The 17,292-nt window shown below is 72.8% G+C and carries 14 protein-coding genes; 4 read left to right on the top strand and 10 right to left on the bottom strand.

Going from position 1 to position 17,292, the window contains the following annotated elements; translation table 11 throughout:
* Positions 1-372, top strand: a 372-nt coding sequence (locus ACFVQG_RS34445) for a phosphoadenosine phosphosulfate reductase family protein (RefSeq protein WP_383391323.1), incomplete at its 5' end; no start/stop codon positions are given.
* 2 nt (positions 373-374) lie between these two features.
* Entirely contained in the window at positions 375-1,598 is a 1,224-nt protein-coding gene (locus tag ACFVQG_RS34440; RefSeq protein WP_383391320.1) for a sulfate adenylyltransferase subunit 1, read from the top strand.
* Here the strand turns inward: ACFVQG_RS34440 and ACFVQG_RS34435 are convergent.
* On the bottom strand, positions 1,561-3,927 hold the full coding sequence (locus ACFVQG_RS34435; RefSeq protein WP_383391317.1) for a bifunctional salicylyl-CoA 5-hydroxylase/oxidoreductase: 2,367 nt from the start codon (positions 3,925-3,927) through the stop codon (positions 1,561-1,563). The genes ACFVQG_RS34440 and ACFVQG_RS34435 overlap by 38 nt on opposite strands.
* A gap of 2 nt (positions 3,928-3,929) precedes the next feature.
* Positions 3,930-4,757, bottom strand: a complete 828-nt coding sequence (locus ACFVQG_RS34430) for an enoyl-CoA hydratase family protein (protein WP_383391314.1) — start codon at positions 4,755-4,757, stop codon at positions 3,930-3,932.
* A gap of 290 nt (positions 4,758-5,047) precedes the next feature.
* Here ACFVQG_RS34430 and ACFVQG_RS34425 point away from each other — a divergent pair, with 290 nt between their 5' ends.
* Positions 5,048-5,491: an ATP-binding protein gene (locus tag ACFVQG_RS34425; RefSeq protein ID WP_383391312.1), complete on the top strand. Its 444-nt coding sequence runs from the start codon at positions 5,048-5,050 to the stop codon at positions 5,489-5,491.
* Between the two features lie 9 nt (positions 5,492-5,500).
* On the opposite strand, the gene argF is transcribed toward ACFVQG_RS34425, so the two are convergent.
* Together argF and ACFVQG_RS34415 are read right to left on the bottom strand one after the other, a co-directional pair.
* Entirely contained in the window at positions 5,501-6,508 is a 1,008-nt protein-coding gene (gene argF / locus ACFVQG_RS34420; protein ID WP_383391309.1) for an ornithine carbamoyltransferase, read from the bottom strand.
* A gap of 106 nt (positions 6,509-6,614) precedes the next feature.
* Positions 6,615-7,838: an arginine deiminase gene (locus tag ACFVQG_RS34415; RefSeq protein ID WP_383391307.1), complete on the bottom strand. Its 1,224-nt coding sequence runs from the start codon at positions 7,836-7,838 to the stop codon at positions 6,615-6,617.
* A gap of 254 nt (positions 7,839-8,092) precedes the next feature.
* On the opposite strand from ACFVQG_RS34415, the gene ACFVQG_RS34410 reads away from it, so the two are divergent.
* The gene (locus ACFVQG_RS34410) at positions 8,093-9,400 is read left to right on the top strand and encodes a cation:proton antiporter (protein ID WP_383391304.1); all 1,308 of its coding nucleotides are present in this window, start codon (positions 8,093-8,095) and stop codon (positions 9,398-9,400) included.
* Positions 9,401-9,413: 13 nt separating this feature from the next.
* Here ACFVQG_RS34410 and ACFVQG_RS34405 read toward each other — a convergent pair whose 3' ends face one another.
* The 6 genes from ACFVQG_RS34405 to ACFVQG_RS34380 form a co-directional block, all read right to left on the bottom strand.
* Positions 9,414-11,957, bottom strand: a complete 2,544-nt coding sequence (locus ACFVQG_RS34405) for a polynucleotide kinase-phosphatase (protein ID WP_383391301.1) — start codon at positions 11,955-11,957, stop codon at positions 9,414-9,416.
* Entirely contained in the window at positions 11,954-13,417 is a 1,464-nt protein-coding gene (locus ACFVQG_RS34400; protein WP_383391298.1) for a 3' terminal RNA ribose 2'-O-methyltransferase Hen1, read from the bottom strand. The genes ACFVQG_RS34405 and ACFVQG_RS34400 overlap by 4 nt, the downstream gene beginning before the upstream one ends.
* Positions 13,418-13,483: 66 nt before the next feature.
* Positions 13,484-14,407 (bottom strand): LLM class F420-dependent oxidoreductase, encoded by a 924-nt coding sequence (locus ACFVQG_RS34395; protein ID WP_383391295.1) that lies wholly within the window; start codon positions 14,405-14,407, stop codon positions 13,484-13,486.
* 317 nt (positions 14,408-14,724) lie between these two features.
* Positions 14,725-15,969 carry a lytic murein transglycosylase gene (locus ACFVQG_RS34390; RefSeq protein WP_383391292.1) on the bottom strand — a complete coding sequence of 415 codons (1,245 nt, stop codon included), beginning with the start codon at positions 15,967-15,969 and terminating at the stop codon, positions 14,725-14,727.
* Between the two features lie 39 nt (positions 15,970-16,008).
* A complete protein-coding gene (locus tag ACFVQG_RS34385) occupies positions 16,009-16,716 on the bottom strand; it encodes a hypothetical protein (protein ID WP_383391290.1) in 708 nt (235 codons plus the stop codon).
* 37 nt (positions 16,717-16,753) lie between these two features.
* A complete protein-coding gene (locus tag ACFVQG_RS34380; protein WP_383391288.1) occupies positions 16,754-17,278 on the bottom strand; it encodes a nuclear transport factor 2 family protein in 525 nt (174 codons plus the stop codon).
* Positions 17,279-17,292 lie beyond the last annotated feature (14 nt).

Here is a 17,292-nt window from a genome sequence, read left to right as displayed (position 1 = left end):
CACGTCCGCGTCTTCCCCCTGTCCAACTGGACCGAGCTGGACGTCTGGCAGTACATCGCCCGCGAAGGCATCGAACTGCCGGAGATCTACTACGCCCATGACCGCGAGGTCTTCCGGCGGGACGGGATGTGGCTGACGGCTGGTGAGTGGGGTGGGCCCCGCGCTTCGGAGACGGTCGAGAAGCGGCAGGTCCGGTACCGCACCGTCGGGGACATGTCCTGCACCGGCGCCGTCGACTCCGACGCCGACACCATCGAGAAGGTGATCACCGAGATCGCCGCCTCCCGCCTCACCGAGCGGGGCGCGACCCGCGCCGACGACAAGCTGTCCGAGGCCGCGATGGAAGACCGCAAGCGCGAGGGGTACTTCTGAGCATGAGCACCACCACGACCGTCGACACCCTGCGGTTCGCCACCGCCGGTTCCGTCGACGACGGCAAGTCCACCCTCGTCGGACGCCTGCTGCACGACTCCAAGTCGGTCCTCACCGACCAACTGGAGGCCGTGGAGCGTGCCTCCGCCTCCCGGGGCCAGGAGGGCCCGGACCTCGCGCTGCTGACCGACGGCCTGCGCGCCGAGCGCGAGCAGGGCATCACCATCGACGTGGCCTACCGCTACTTCGCCACCCCCAGGCGCCGCTTCATCCTCGCCGACACCCCCGGCCACGTGCAGTACACCCGCAACATGGTCACCGGCGCCTCCACCGCCGAACTGACCGTCATCCTCGTGGACGCCCGCAACGGCGTCGTCGAGCAGACCCGCCGCCACGCCGCCATCGCCGCCCTGCTGCGCGTCCCGCACGTCGTGCTCGCCGTCAACAAGATGGACCTGGTCGGCTACGAGGAGTCCGTGTTCGCCGCCATCACCGAGGAGTTCGGGCGGCTCGCGGACGAGTTGGGGCTGCCCGGCTGTACACCGATCCCCGTCTCGGCGCTGGCCGGTGACAACGTCGTCGACCGGTCCCCGCGGATGGCGTGGTACCAGGGTCCGGCCCTGCTGGAGTTCCTGGAGAGCGTGCCGGTCGGCGGCGCGCGGGCGGACGCTCCGGCCCGCTTCCCCGTCCAGTACGTGATCCGGCACGGCGAAGTCCGCCAGTACGCGGGCCAGTTGGTGTCCGGCACGCTGCGCGTCGGCGACCGGGTGACCGTGCATCCGTCCGGCGTGACCTCGGAGATCACCGGCATCGACGTGCTCGGCGAGGAGGTGCGGGCGGCGTACGCGCCGCAGTCGATCGGGGTGCGGCTGGCCGACCAGCGGGACATCGCACGCGGGGACATGCTCACCGCCGGGGTCGACGCGCCCACGCTCACCCAGGACGTCCGGGCGGCGGTGTGCCATCTGGCCGAGCGTCCGCTGCGGGTCGGCGACCGGGTGCTGCTGCGGCACACCACGCGGACCGTCAAGGCGATCGTCAAGGACCTGGGCGGCGCGGGCGAGCTGGCCGCGAACGACCTGGGCCGCGCCGTCCTGCGCACCGCCGAGCCGCTCGCCCTCGACGACTACGCCGCCTCCCGCCGCACCGGCGCGTTCATCCTCATCGACCCGTCGGACGGGGCGACCCTCACGGCGGGCATGACCGATCTCGGTTCCCGAGCGTGAGCCGGGGTTTGGGCGCGTCCGTGCGGCCCGTGCGAGGCGGGCGTCTGCCCGCGCGGTACGGGGCGGGCCAGACGACGCCGGGACCGTCGTAGCCCTGTTCGGCCGCCGCGTGCAGGGTCCAGTGCGGGTCGTAGAGGTGCGGGCGGGCGAGGGCGCACAGGTCGGTGCGTCCGGCGAGGATCAGGGAGTTGACGTCGTCCCAGGACGAGATCGCCCCGACCGCGATCACCGCGACGCCCACCTCGTGCCGGATCCGGTCCGCGTACGGCGTCTGGTACGAGCGGCCGAACTCCGGCCGCTCGTCGGCGACCACCTGCCCGGTCGAGACGTCGATGGCGTCGGCGCCGTGCGCGGTGAAGGCGCGGGCGACGGCGACGGCGTCCTCGGCGGTCGTGCCGCCCTCCGCCCAGTCGGTGGCGGAGATCCGGACCGTCATGGGCCGGTCCTCGGGCCACACCGCCCGTACGGCGTCGAAGACCTCCAGCGGGAAGCGCAGCCGTCGGTCGAGTGAGCCGCCGTAGGCGTCGGTGCGGCGGTTGGTCAGCGGGGAGAGGAAGCCGGAGAGCAGATAGCCGTGCGCGCAGTGCAGTTCGAGCAGGTCGAACCCGGCGCGGGCGGCCCTGCGGGCGGCGGCCGTGAACTCCTCGCGCACCTCGGTGAGTTGGGGCCGGGTCAGCTCGCGCGGGGTCTGGCTGTCCGGCCGGTACGGCAGTGGGGAGGCGGCGACCAGCGGCCAGTTGCCGTCGGGCAGCGGCTCGTCCATGCCCTCCCACATCAGCTTGGTCGAGCCCTTGCGGCCCGAGTGGCCGAGCTGGACGCCGATCGCGGTGCCCGGGGCACGGGTGTGCACGAAGTCGGTGATCCGCCGCCAGGCCTCGGTCTGGCGGCCGTTCCAGAGACCGGCACACCCGGGGGTGATCCGGCCCCGCTCGCTGACGCACACCATCTCCGTCATCACCAGCCCCGCGCCGCCCAGGGCGCGGGCGCCGAGATGGACCAGGTGGAAGTCGCCGGGGACGCCGTCGGTCGCCGAGTACAGGTCCATGGGGGAGACGACGACCCGGTTGCGCAGGGTCAGACCGCGCAGTCGCAGCGGGGTGAACATCGGGGGCGTGCCGGGCGGGCAGCCGAACTCGCGCTCCACGGCCGCCGTGAAGTGGGCGTCGCGCAGCCGGAGGTTGTCGTGGGTGACGCGGCGGCTGCGGGTGAGCAGGTTGAAGGCGAACTGCCGGGGCGGCTGGTCGACGTACCGGGCCAGGTCCTCGAACCACTCCAGGCTGGCGCGGGCCGCGCGCTGGGTGGAGGCGACGACGGGTTTGCGTTCGGCCTCGTAGGCGGCGAGCGCCTCGGCCGTCGTCGGCTGCTCCTCCAGGCAGGCGGCGAGGGCGAGGGCGTCCTCCACGGCCAGCTTGGTGCCGGAGCCGATGGAGAAGTGGGCGGTGTGGGCGGCGTCGCCGAGCAGGACGACGTTGCCGTGCGACCAGCGGTGGTTGACGACCGTGCGGAAGGCGGTCCACGACGAGTTGTTGGAGCGCAGGGGGTGGCCGTCGAGGGCGTCGGCGAAGATCCTGGCGCAGCGGTCGGTCGACTCGTGCCCGTCGAGGTCCGCGAAGCCCGCCGCCCGCCATACCTCCTCGCGCATCTCGATGATCACGGTGGAGGCGTCGGGGGCGTAGGGGTAGCCGTGCAGTTGCATGAGGCCGTGTGCGGTCTCGGCGATCTCGAAGCGGAAGGCGTCGAAGGGGAAGTCGGTGGCCAGCCAGACGTAGCGGCAGCGGTGGCCGGTGACGTGGGGCCTGAAGGCGTCGGCGTAGGCCTCGCGGGTGGCGCTGTGCACTCCGTCTGCGGCGATGACCAGGTCATGCGTCTCGGACAGCCAGGTCGGGTAGGGGGCCTCGGAGTGGAAGCGGAGGTCCACGCCGAGGGTGCGGCAGCGGTCCTGGAGGATGTTGAGGAGGCGGTGGCGACCGAGCGCGGCGAAGCCGTGGCCTCCGGAGGTGTGGTGTGTGCCGCGGTGGGTGAGGTGGATGTCGTCCCAGCGGGTGAAGTGGGCTCGCAGGGCGTCGTAGACGACGGGGTCGGCGTGTTCGATGCCGCCGAGGGTCTCGTCGGAGAGGACGACTCCGAAGCCGAAGGTGTCTGTGGGGGTGTTGCGTTCCCAGACGGTGATGTGGCGGTGGGGGTTGAGTCTTTTCAGGAGGGCTGCGGCGTAGAGGCCGCCGGGGCCGCCGCCGATGATCGCTATGCGGTGGGGGTGGTTGTTCGCCGTTGGCGGGTGCGGGTGCGCTGGGGCTGGTCGCGCAGTCCCCCGCGCGCCTGAGGTGGGCATCCTCACCGTCCTTGCCATTGGGGAGGGCGCTTTTCCGCGAAGGCTCGGTGGAACTCCTCGTAGTCCTCGCCGTTCATCAGGAGGGCCTGTGTCGCCGCGTCCAGTTCGATGGCCGCCGCGAGTGGCATGTCCAGTTCCGCCGTCAGAAGGGCCTTCGTCTGGGCGTACGCCAGGGCCGGGCCCTCGGCCAGGCGGTGGGCCAGGGCTCCGGCGGCCTCGTCCGCGCGGCCCTCGTCGGTCAGTTCGCTGATCAGGCCGATGCGCTCGGCCTCGGGGGCGCGGACCGGGTCGCCCAGCATGAGGAGGCGGGTGGCGTGGCCGAGGCCGACGGCTCTCGGGAGCAGGTACGCGGCGCCCATGTCACCGCCGGACAGCCCGACGCGGGTGAAGAGGAAGGCGAACCGGGCGGTGGGGTCGGCGACGCGGAAGTCCGCCGCCAGGGCGAGGACCGCGCCCGCGCCCGCGGCCACGCCGTGCACCGCGGCGACCACCGGGAACGGGCACTCCCGGATCGCCCGTACGACCTGGCCGGTCATCCGGTTGAAGTCGAGGAGCTGGGCGGTGTCCATGGAGAGGGTGGCGCCGATGATCTCGTCCACGTCGCCGCCGGAGCAGAAGCCGCGCCCCTCGCCCGCCAGCACCAGGGCGCGCACGGACCGCTCCCGGGACAGCTCGGTGAGCAGGTCGCGCAGGTCGGCGTAGGCGCCGAAGGTGAGGGCGTTGAGCCGGTCGGGGCGGGTGAGGGTGACGGTGGCGACCGAGTCGGCGTGGTCGACGCGCAGGTGCTGCCAGCGGGGGGTGCGGGTGGCGGAGCCGGTGAAGGGACTCATGACGTGCGGCCTCCTCGGGCGGGCACGGTCTCACTGCGCTCTGTGCCATGAAGTTATCACCGGTCTGTGACTGTCGTCACGAGGGCGCGATACGTGGGGGTAGCACGTTTGTCACAAGGTCACCGGACGTCAATAACGCGGTAACAGCGGGACCGGCCGGGCGAGGCCGGGCGTTCACCGGGGTAGGCCGCCGGTGCGGGTCGCCCGTCGAGCGGTGACGTCGACGGGCCCCGTACCATTCATATCGTTGAAGGTAGGACAAAACCCTGCCGCCATGATCGGACCCCACCTTGCACGAACGCCCCTCCGCCTCAGCCTCCTGGCGCATCGCGCTGCCGCACTCCACCGCGGCCGTGCCGGTCGCCCGCGCTCTGGTCCGCACCGCGCTGACCGAGCTGGAGCACGGGGCCGACCGTGACACCGCGGAGCTGCTGACGGCGGAGCTGGTGGCCAACGCCGTGGAGCACACCACCGGCGAGGCCCCGATAGAGCTGGTGGTCGAGCTGCTGCCGACCGGCTGCCAGGTCGAGGTGCACGACCCGGACCCGGTGCCGCCCCGCGACCTCACCCGTCCGCCGGACGGCCCGCCCGACCCCTGGCAGGAGCACGGACGCGGGCTGCTGCTGATCCGCAGCCTCAGCTCGTCCTGCGGCCACCGCGCCACCGGCTCCGGCAAGGCGGTGTGGTTCCGGCTGGCCGTGGTGCCGCGCCAGCGGCGGTCGCGTCCGGCCTGAGGACCGGCGTCAGGCGAGGGTGGCCACCAGGAGCGCCTTGATGGTGTGCAGCCGGTTCTCCGCCTCGTCGAAGACGACCGAGTGGGCCGACTCGAAGACCTCGTCGGTGACCTCCAGGGAGTCCAGACCGTGGGTCTCGTGGATCTCCCGGCCGACCTTGGTGCCCAGGTCGTGGAAGGCGGGCAGGCAGTGCAGGAACCTCACGTCCGGGTTGCCGGTCGCCCGCAGCACGTCCATCGTGACGGCGTACGGCGCCAGGGCGGCGATGCGCTCGTCCCAGACCTCCTTCGGCTCCCCCATGGAGACCCAGACGTCGGTGGCGACGAAGTCGGCGCCGCGCACCCCGTCGGCCACCTCCTCGGTGAGGGTGATCCGGGCGCCGCTCTCCTCGGCGATCTTCCGGGCCCGGTCGACGATCTCCTGGGCGGGCCAGTAGGACTTCGGGGCGACGATCCGTACGTCCATGCCGAGCAGGGCGCCGGTGATCAGGTAGGAGTTGCCCATGTTGAAGCGGGCGTCGCCGAGGTAGGCGAAGGCGATCCCGGGAAGCGGCTTGGCACTGTGCTCGGTCATGGTGAGCACGTCGGCGAGCATCTGGGTGGGGTGCCAGTCGTCGGTGAGGCCGTTGTAGACCGGGACGCCCGCGTGGGCCGCCAGCTCCTCCACGGCCGCCTGCTCGTCGCCCCGGTACTGGATGGCGTCGAACATCCGGCCGAGGACCCGGGCGGTGTCCTTCACGGACTCCTTGTGGCCGAGCTGTGAGCCGGAGGGGTCGAGGTAGGTCGTCGAGGCGCCCTGGTCGGCGGCGGCGACCTCGAAGGCACAGCGGGTGCGGGTCGAGGTCTTGGCGAAGATCAGCGCGATGTTCCTGCCGCGCAGGTACGGCGTCTCCGTCCCGGCCTTCTTGGCGGCCTTCAGCTCGGCGGCCAGCTCGATCAGACCGCGCAGCTCCTCCCCGGTGAAGTCCAGCTCCTTGAGGAAGTGGCGGCCGGTGAGGGCGGTCGGGACTGTCGCCATGAGGGGGCTCCAGGGGGGCGGGGACAGAGACGATGGAAGTCTATACGACCATCGGCATTTCTATACAGGAGCTGTCTCTCCACAGCCGCCAGTTGTCACTACCGGTTCATACGGCGTCCCGCTGCACCGGACAGCTCATGCAGCGCGGACCGCCCCGGCCCCGCCCCAGCTCGCTGCCGGGGATCTCTATCACCTCGATGCCCTGCTTGCGCAGATGCGTGTTGGTCGTGGAGTTCCGTTCGTAGGCGACCACGACGCCCGGCTCGACGGCGAGCACGTTGCAGCCGTCGTCCCACTGCTCGCGCTCGGCGGCGTGCACGTCCTGGGTGGCGGTCAGCACCCGGATCTCGCTCAGGCCGAGCGCGGCGGCGATCGCGCGGTGCATGTGCTCCGGCGGATGGTCGGTGACCTTCAGTTCCTTGTCCCCGGCGCCCGGCTCGATGGTGTAGGAGCGGAGCATGCCGAGCCCGGCGTACTGGGTGAAGACATCGCCGTCGACCATCGTCATCACCGTGTCCAGATGCATCAGCGCGCGCCGCTTCGGCATGTCCAGGGCCACGATGGTGCGCGCGGAGCCCGCCGCGAACAGCTTGTGCGCGAGCATCTCCACGGCCTGCGGGGTGGTCCGCTCGCTCATGCCGATGAGGACGGCGCCGTTGCCGATGACGAGGACGTCCCCGCCCTCGATGGTGGAGGGGTAGTCCGCCTGCCCCTCCGACCAGAGGTGGAAGGCCTCGTCGCGGAACAGCGGGTGGTGCCGGTAGATCGCCTCGAAGTGCACCGTCTCGCGCTGCCGGGCGGGCCAGCGCATCGCGTTGATGGAGACGCCGTCGTATATCCAGGCGGAGGTGTCCCGGGTGAAGAGGTGGTTGGGCAGCGGGCCGAGCAGGAAGTCGTCCAGCTCCATGACGTGGAAGCGCACGGACGCCGGTTCCGCGTGGTGCGCCAGGAACTCGCGCTTGGTCATCCCGCCGACCAGGGCCTCGGTCAGCTCCCGGGCGGGCAGCGCCTCGAAGGCGGCGCGCAGATGGTCGGTGGCGAGCGGCCCGTACTCCTTCTCGTCGAAGACCCGGTCCAGGACGAGGGTCCTGGCCGCCGGGATGTCCAGGGCCTCGGTGAGCAGATCACCGAAGAGGTGCACGGTGACACCGCGGTCGCGCAGGACGTCCGCGAACCCGTCGTGCTCCGCGCGCGCCCTGCGTACCCACAGCACGTCGTCGAAGAGGAGCGCGTCCTTGTTGCTGGGGGTGAGCCGCTTCAGCTCCAGGTCCGGGCGGTGCAGGATGACGCGGCGCAGCCGCCCGGCCTCGGAGTCCACATGGAATGCCATGCCTCCATCCTGACCAATCGGGCGCCCGTTCACCCCTGTATCGGGAGAGGCCCGCGCCCCTCGGGCGCATCGAGGGGCGGGGGTGCGCACACGGCGGCCCGGGGATCACGGCGGGCCCGGGGCCGTGCTTCCCGTGCCCCTGACGCAGTACGCGTACGACGGGCGGTGAGACGTCACAGCGGGGCCGCGCCGCTCCTAGGCTCGGCGGGACGGCCCGAACAGGTCCGGACGAACGGGGAGAACGGGGAGAGTGTGTGAGCCCTGACGCGTTGATCACCCACTTCGTGGGTGCCTCGGCCGTGATCCTGGTGGCCGCCCACGCGGGCGGCTGGCTGGCGCGGCGGCTGCGGCAGCCGTACATCGTGGGCCAGTTGACCGCGGGCATCGCGCTCGGCCCGACCCTGCTGGGCGCGGTGGCGCCCGAGGCGTACGACGTCCTGTTCCCCGCGGGGATCGGCCCGGCGCTGACCGGGTTCGCGCAGTTCGCGCTGGTGGTGTTCCTGTTCGGGGTGGGGTACGAACTGGACCTGCGCCTGCTCGGCGGCCGGGCGCGTACGGCGGTGACCGTGGCGCTGGCCGCGTTCGTGGTGCCGATGGTGGTGGGCGGCGGCTGTGCGCTGCTGTTCCGGGACTGGCTGCACGGCCTGGGCATGCCGCGTGATCCGTCGCCCGCGATGGTGGTGTTCGCCGGGGTCGCGCTGTCGATCACGGCGGTGCCGGTGCTGACCGCGATCGTGCGGGAGAACGGGCTGGCGCCGACCGTGCCCGGGGTGATCGCGGTGTCCGCCGCCGGGGTGCTGGACGTGCTCGGCTGGACGGTGCTCGCCGGGGCGCTGCTGGACGGAGAGGGGCACGGGCTCGGCTGGGCCTGGCGGGCCGTGCTCGCCGTCGGCTTCACCGTCGTGATGCTGCTGTGCGCCCGGCCGTTGCTGCGGCGCCTGCTGTGGCGGCCCCGGGTGGAGCCCTCGCTGCGGCTGGCGATGCTGATCGGGTTCGCGCTGGGGTCGGCGTGGGTGACGCACTCGCTGGGGCTGCATGTGATCTTCGGTGCGCTGCTCGCGGGGGTGGTGGTGCCCCGCGAGGAGGGCGGCACCCTCGACCCGGACCTGGTGCGGCCCCTGCACGAGGTGGGGCAACTGCTGCTGCCGTTCTTCTTCGTCCTCTCCGGCCAGTCCGTCGTCCTCACCGGCATCGACGGCGCCGGGTGGCTGACGCTGCTGGTGGTGACGGTGCTGGCGGTGGTCACCAAGGTGGGCAGCGGCACGGCCGCCGCCCGGCTCGGCGGTCTCGACCGGCATGACGCCCGCACCGTCGGCGTCCTGCTGAGCGCCCGCGGCCTGACCGAGCTGATCGCCCTCAACGCGGGCCTGCACGCGGGCCTGCTGAGCACCCCGCTCTACACGGTGCTGGTCTTCATGGCCCTGATCACCACGCTGCTCACGCAGCCGATGCTCCACCTGGTCGACCGCCTCGCCCGCCGCGACCACCCGCTGCCGGAGCCGCAGCCCCGTCACTCCCGCTCGCTGCCCAGTCGGCCCGCGTCCAGGACACGGGCCGACTGAACCGGAGGCTCGGTCAGAGCCGGGGGTCCACCGGCTCCGACTCCAGCGCGAGCACCCCGAACACCGCCTCGTGCACCCGCCACAGCGGTTCGCCGTCGGCCAGCCGGTCCAGGGCCTCCAGACCGAGGGCGTACTCGCGGACCGCGAGGGACCGCTTGTGGTTGAGGAACCGCTTGCGCAGGCGCTCCAGGTTGTCCGGGCGGGTGTACTCGGGGCCGTAGATGATCCGCAGGTACTCGCGGCCCCGGCACTTGATGCCGGGCTGGACGAGGCGGCCCTCCGGGCTGCGGACCAGGGCGCCGAGGGGCTTGACGACCATGCCCTCGCCGCCCCGGCCGGTCATCTCCAGCCACCAGTCGACACCGGCCGCCACCGACTCCGGGTCACCGGTGTCGACGTACAGCCGCCGGGTGGTCTGGAGCAGGCCGCTGGGGTCGTGCTCGACGAGGCGGTCCAGAAGGGCGAGCTGCTCGTCGTGCGGCAGGGCGGCCAGGCTGCGCCCCCGCACGGCGAGAATCTGGAACGGGGCCAGGCGGACGCCGTCCAGGCCGTCTGTGGTCCAGCAGTAGCGGCGGTAGGCGTCGGTGAACGCGGCGGCGGCGTCCGCCCGCTCGCGCTGCCGGGCCAGCAGTCCGCCGACCTCGACACCCCGCGCGGCGGCGCTCTCCAGCGCGGCCAGCGCACCCGGGAACGCCGCCCCGGACGCGGCGCCCACCGCGGCGTACTGCGACCGCAGCAGCCCGGACGCCTTCAGCGACCACGGCATCAGTTCGGCGTCCAGGAGCAGCCAGTCCGTCTCCAGCCTCTCCCACAGCCCGGCCTCACCGACCGCGGCGCGCAGACGGCGGAGTATCTCCTCGGTGACGGAGTCGTCGTCGAAGAAGGGGCGGCCGGTACGGGTGTAGAGGGACCCGGAGGGGCCGTCCACCCCGAACCTCTTCGCGGCTGTCGCCGCGTCCCGGCACACCAGCGCCACCGCCCGCGAGCCCATGTGCTTCTCCTCGCACACGACCCGCCCGACGCCGTCCGCCGCGTACTGCGCGAACGCCTCCGCCGGGTGCTCCAGATAGCCGTCGGCGTGCGAGGTGGCCGTGGGCGCCATGGTCGGCGGGAGGTACGGCAGCAGCCGCGGGTCGACCGCGAAGCGGCTCATCACCTCGAGCGCCGCCGCCGCGTTCTCCTCCCGGATCGCCACCCGGCCCTGGTGCCGGGTCTCCACCACCCGGCGCCCGTGCACGTCCGCCAGGTCCAGCGGCCGTCCGTCGTGCCCGCCGGGCGCCTCCGTGCGCAGCGGCTTCACCGGCTCGTACCAGACCCGCTCCGCCGGTACGTCGACCAGTTCCCGCTCCGGCCAGCGCAGCGCGGTCAGCTTGCCTCCGAAGACGGCGCCGGTGTCCAGGCAGATGGTGTTGTTGAGCCAGGTCGCCTCCGGGACGGGCGTGTGGCCGTAGACCACGGCCGCGCGGCCCCGGTACTCCTCCGCCCACGGGTAGCGCACCGGCAGCCCGAACTCGTCGGTCTCGCCGGTGGTGTCGCCGTACAGGGCGTGGCTGCGGACCCGGCCCGAGGTGCGGCCGTGGTACCGCTCGGGCAGCCCGGCGTGGCAGACCACCAGGCGCCCGCCGTCGAGGACGTAGTGGCTGACGAGCCCGTCGATGAACTCCCGTACCTCGGCCCGGAACTCCTCGCTCTCCGACTCCATCTGCCCGATGGTCTCGGCGAGTCCGTGGGTGTGCTGGACCTTGCGGCCCTTGAGGTGGCGGCCGTACTTGTTCTCGTGGTTGCCGGGCACGCACAGCGCGTTGCCCGACTTCACCATGGACATCACGCGGCGCAGCACACCCGGGCTGTCCGGGCCGCGGTCGACGAGGTCGCCGACGAAGACGGCGGTCCGGCCGTCGGGGTGGACGCCGTCGGTGTAGCCCAGCTTGCCGAGCAGCGCCTCCAGTTCGAACGCGCAGCCGTGGATGTCGCCGACGATGTCGAAGGGGCCGGTGAGGTGGGTGAGGTCGTTGAACCGCTTCTCGGTGACGACGGTGGCGTGCTCGGCCTCCGCCACCCCGCGCAGGACGTGCACCTTGCGGAAGCCCTCGCGCTCCAGGCCCCGTAGGGAGCGGCGGAGTTCGCGGATGTGGCGCTGGATGACCCGGCGCGGCATGTCGGCGCGGTCGGTGCGGGCCGCGTTGCGCTCGGCGCACACCTCCTCGGGTACGTCGAGGACGATGGCGATGGGCAGTACGTCGTACCGCTTGGCCAGGTCGACCAGCTGCCGCCGGGCGTCCTGCTGGACGCTGGTGGCGTCGACGACGGTACGGCGGCCCGCGGCGAGGCGCTTGCCCGCGATGTAGTGCAGGACGTCGAAGGCGTCCTTCGTCGCGCCCTGGTCGTTCTCGTCGTCGGAGACCAGACCGCGGCAGAAGTCCGAGGAGATCACTTCGGTGGGCTTGAAGTGCTTGCGGGCGAAGGTGGACTTGCCCGAGCCGGAGGCGCCGACGAGCACCACGAGGGAGAGGTCGGTGACGGGCAGGACCCGTTCCTGGGTTCGGTTCTCGCTCACGCGGCCTTCGCCTCCTTCACGGGCCCAAGGGTGAACACGGCCATCTGGGTGGGCGGTCCCACCTCGGGGTCGTCGGGGCCGACGGGCTGGAACCCGACGGCGTAGCCGTGCCGTTCGGCGACCGCGGTCGCCCAGGCCCGGAACTCGGCGCGGGTCCACTCGAAGCGGTGGTCGCCGTGCCGGACGTGTCCGGCCGGGAGGGACTCCCAGCGGACGTTGTACTCGACGTTCGGGGTGGTCACGAGGACCGTGCGGGGGCGGGCCGCGCCGAACACCGCGTACTCCAGGGCGGACAGCCGGGGCGGGTCGACGTGCTCGATGACCTCGCTGAGCACGGCGGCGTCATAGCCCTGGAGACGGCTGTCGGTGTAGGCGAGCGAGCCCTGCGTCAGCTTGACGCGGGCGGCCTGCCGCTCCCCCATGCGGTCCAGCTTCAGCCGCCGCGCGGCGATGGTCAGCGCCCGCACCGACACGTCCACGCCGACGATCTCGGTGTACCGCGCGTCCTTCAGCAGCGCCTGCACCAACTGCCCCTGACCGCACCCCAGATCGAGCACCCGGGCGGCACCGCGGGCGCCCAGCTCGGCGAGGATCGCGTCCCGGCGCCGGACGGCGAGCGGCGTCGGCTTCTCCTCCGCCTCGGTCTCCTCCGCCACGGCGTTGTCGATCTCCTCGACCTCACTGTCGTCAGCCTCGGCCAGCCGCACCAGCTCGAGCCGCTCCATCGCCTCCCGGGTCAGCGACCAGCGCCGGGACAGATACCGGCTGGTGATCAGCTTCTGCTCCGGGTGACCCGGCAGCCAGCCCTCGCCCGCCCGCAGCAGCTTGTCGACCTCGTCGGGGGCGACCCAGTAGTGCTTGGCGTCGTCGAGCACCGGCAGCAGCACATACAGGTGCCGCAGCGCCTCCGCGAGGGTCAGCGCCGCCGACTCCAGGGTCAGGCCCACATACCGCGAGTCCCCCCACTCCGGGAACTCGGCGTCCAGCGGCACCGGCTCGGCCGTCACCGCCCAGCCGAGCGGCTCGAAGAGACGTCGTACGAGGTCGGCGCCCCCGCGAGCGGGCAGCGCGGGCACCTCGACGCGCAGCGGCAGCGGCTCGGCGGCGCGCTCCGGGCGGGCGTTGCACACCCCGCGCATCGCGCTGGAGAAGACGGCGCTCAGCGCCACCGCGAGCAGCGAGGAGGCCGCGTACGGACGGTCGTTGACGTACTGCGCCAGCGCCGCGTCGGGAGCGCCGCCGCGCCCCTTGCCCTTGCCGCGCCTGACCAGGGCCACCGCGTCCACCTCCAGCAGCAGCGCCGCCGTGCAGCGTTCGGCGTGCGCCTCGGGGTAGAGGACGTGCGCCGTGCCGTAGGAGGTGGAGAACGCCTGCGATTTCTCGGGATGCTTGTGCAGGAGGTAGCCGAGGTCGGTCGCGGGGCGTTCGGGTGTGCCGGTCGTGGTCATGGTCAGGAACATGTGCCCGAGTGTTCCAGAGCCGACGGCTGTGACCACCTGGTTTTCCAGGTGGTCACGGCGGCTGCGCTACGACAGCTGCGCCTGCACCCGCGAGGAGATCAGCTCCAGGTGGTCCAGGTCGGACAGGTCGAGGAACTGGAGGTAGAGGCGCCGGGAGCCGATCTCGGTGTAGCGGCCGATCTTTTCGACGACCTCGGCCGGGGTGCCCGCCAGGCCGTTGGTCTTCAGCTCGTCGACCTCACGGCCGATCGCCTCGGCGCGGCGGGCCACCTCCTGGTCGTCCTTGCCGACGCAGACGACGAGGGCGTTGGAGTACACGAGGTCGTCGCCCTTGCGCCCGGCCTTCTCGGCCGCCGCCCGCACCCGGCCGAACTGGCGCTCGCTGTCCTCGATCGAGGCGAACGGCATGTTGAACTCGTCGGCGTACTGGGCGGCGAGGCGGGGCGTGCGGGTGGCGCCGTGGCCGCCGATCAGGACCGGCACCTTGCGCTGGGCGGGCTTGGGCAGCGCGGGCGAGTCGGTGAGGTCGTAGTGGGTGCCGTGGAAGTCGAAGGTCTTGCCGGGCTCGGTCGCCCACAGGCCGGTGACGATCTCCAGCTGTTCTTCCAGGCGGGCGAACTTCTCCTTCGGGAAGGGGATGCCGTACGCCTGGTGCTCCTCCTCGAACCAGCCCGCGCCGATGCCGAGTTCGACGCGCCCGCCCGACATCTGGTCGACCTGCGCGACCTGGATGGCGAGGACGCCGGGCAGCCGGAAGGTGGCGGCGGTCATCAGGGTGCCGAGCCGGATGCGCTTGGTCTCGCGGGCGAGCCCGGCGAGGGTGATCCAGGCGTCGGTCGGGCCGGGGAGGCCATCCACGGAGCCCATCTTCAGATAGTGGTCGCTGCGGAAGAAGGCGTCGAAGCCGAGGTCCTCGGTGGCCTTCGCGACGGTGAGCAGGGTGTCGTAGGTCGCCCCCTGCTGGGGCTCGGTGAAGATTCGAAGATCCATGCCTCCATCCTGCACGCTGCGGAACCCCCGGGTGAAATGCGTCAACCCCGCGCCCGGCGCCCGCCCGCGCCAGTGACCGGCCCGGTGGGTGATCGTTGGCTCGGGCGGAGCCGGACCGCCCGGCCCCCGCACCGGCCGGTCGCCGCCGGGGCGTCACGGGCCGAGGAGGCCGTCTTGTCCGAGGAAACCGTGCCGCAGCAGGGCGGGTCCGCCAACCCGCCGAAGGGCCTGTTGCAGCAGATGGAGGAGTTGATGGCGGCCCTGAACGCGGACCTCAACGCCCTGGGCGCCGATCTCCAGGCGGCGGGTGGACAGGGTCAGCCCGCCGCCGCCTCCGGCTCCGGCTCCGGTTCCGGTTCCGTCTCGGGTGGGCAGGTCGGCTCGTCCCCGCCGGGGGTCGCCGAGGGGCTCGGGGAGTCCGACGGGCAGGCCGACGGGTCGGGGGTCGGGTCGGGTGAGTCGGTCGGGTCCGGCGTGGGCGAGGTCTGATCGGTCGGGGAGCCGGTGGGGTCGGGGGACGAGCCGGACGGGGAGGGTGAGGGGCTGGAGGTCGTCGACGGGGAGGGGGTGGGGGTGGTGGGTGAGGGGGACGGGGAGGGTCGGCCCGGTCCGGAGGTTCCGGTCGGGGTGGGGTCCGGCCCGATGACGATGCCGCCGCCGCCCTTTCCGGTGCCGCCACCGCCGTCCACCGGTTCCGTCGCCGGGGTCTTTCCCCCGGCCCCCGGTGACCGCGGGATGACGCCCTTGCCGTCCGGCACCGGGTGGACGCCGTCGCGGTAGAAGTCCAGCCAGTAGCGGACGAGTTGGAGATAGGACCGCGAGTAGTTGTAGCTGAGGATCGCCCGGTCCAGGTCGGCGGCCCGGTTCAGGTTCCGGTCGCCCGCGCACAGGTAGTGTCCGGCGGCCAGGGCGGCGTCGAAGATGTTGTTCGGGTCGGAGCGGCCGTCGCCGTTGCCGTCGGCGCCCCAGCGGGCCCAGGTGGACGGCAGGAACTGCATCGGCCCCACCGCCCTGTCGTACACCGTGTCCCCGTCGTGGGCGCCGTTGTCGCTGTCCAGGATCAGCGCGAACCCGTTGCCGTCGAGCGCGGGTCCGGTGATGCGGCCCAGGGTCGTGCCGTGCCGGTCGACCGCGCCGCCGCGGGCCTGGCCCGACTCCACCTTGCCGATCGCGGCGAGCAGTTCCCAGGGCAGCGCGCAGCCCGGGTCGGTGCGGCCGACGGACCGCTCCGCGGCGCGGTAGGCACGCAGCACGGTTCCCGGGATGCCGGACTCGGCGCGGACGCGGGCCGCTTCGGCGGGGCGGGGCGGTACGTCCGGGGTGACCAGGGGCGGGAGTTCGGTGTGGTACGACGAGTCGCCGGGCGGGGCGTACGCGGTGAGCGGGAGGTCCGCGACCTGGGCGCCCGGCTCGTCGTCGGCGGCCGGGCGGCCCCGGTCCCGCTCCGGCACGCCCGGCGCCTGGGAGGCGGTGAGGGCGGCGACCGCGGCCACGGCGACGGCGGTGGTGCGCAGCCCCTGCCGGGTGCGGGCGTGCGGACGTCGTGCGCGGCGTGCGGGCATGGCTGTCACTCCCCTGTGGTGGTGAGTTCGTCGGTTCCGTCAGCGGCCGAAGGTGTCGATGCCGGAGACCAGCCAGCGGCCGTCGCGCCGTACGACGTCCACGGCGAGCATCGCTCCGGCGTACGTGCCCTGGTCGTCGGCCTTCTCGGTCTCTGCCTTCTCGGTCTCTGCCTTCTCGGTCTCTGCCTGCTTTGTCTCTCCGGCCGTGCTGACGCTGCTCTGGTCGGCGAAGACCAGCACCCGGGCCCGGTCGCCGTCGATGCGCTCGACTGCGCTGTCCGTGACCGTGGTGGTGATCACCGCCTTCTGCTGCTGGGCACGGGCGCGGACGTCGCCCAGCAGGGCGCGGTGCTGTGCGACGGCCCTGCCGGTCAGCAGTTGCTCGGCGGCCTTCTCGAAGGCGGCGGGGTCGGCGTGGTCGTAGGAGAAGAGGGCGGCGACGGCCTTGGCGGTCTGGCCCTTGATCTCGCTGGTGCGTGCGACGTCGGTGAGGGCGGTGTTGCGGGTGGCCGGGTCGTCGCGCAGGGCCTCGGCGCGGGAGTGGGCCCAGCCCGCGAAGGCGCCGAGGAGGAGGGTGAGGGCGCAGAGCAGTACCGGGAGTGAAGGGCGGGAGCGGGGGCGGGTGCGGGTGGGGGCGGGGGTGCGGGCTGGGGGTTTCGGCGTGGGGGCGGTGGGCTGGGGGCGGGTGGCCTCGCGGACCTGGCGGCGGCGTCGGCTGTTGATGTGGTGACGGGTGGTCGTCGGCATGCGTGTGTCGTCCTCTCGTACGGCTCTCGTACGCCGGTCAACCGGCCGGGGTGCCGCCGACGGGGGCCTGCCCCAGGGCGCTGAGCTTCCAGTGGTCGCCGGTGCGGGTGAGTTCGCCGAGCAGGCGGCTGTCCTTGTCGGTGCTGTCCTCGCCGGGCGCCTTCACGGTGACCCGCACGGCGACCAGGACCCGGGCGCGACCGGCGCGGTCGTCGAGTTCGGTGACGGCGCCGGACAGCACCTTGGCCGTGGTGACGGTCTTCGCCTCCTTCACCTGAGTGGCGAACTCGGCCCGCCCGCCGACCAGTTGCTGGTGCAGGTCGCCGGTCGTGGAGGACTCCCACAGGTCGAGGCCGCGGTCCAGGTCGCGGTGGTCGAGGGTGTTGAGGTTCTGGACGGCCTGCTCCCCCGCCGCCAGGGCCCGGTCGCGCTGGGCGGCGTACGACGCCGAGTCGTCGTGGGCCGCGTCGTACCAGTCCCAGCCCGTCCAGGCGGCGAAGCCGCCCGCGAGGAGCACGAAGACGAGGGCGGTGGCCGACACCGCGCGGCTGGTGCGTTGCATGGGGCTGTCTCCTC

Origin of the sequence: Streptomyces sp. NPDC057877 (genome assembly GCF_042796855.1) — a bacterium.
GTDB lineage: Bacteria > Actinomycetota > Actinomycetes > Streptomycetales > Streptomycetaceae > Streptomyces.
The sequence above is the reverse complement of the archived record's forward strand: the minus strand, read 5'-3'. Positions and strand labels throughout refer to the sequence as shown.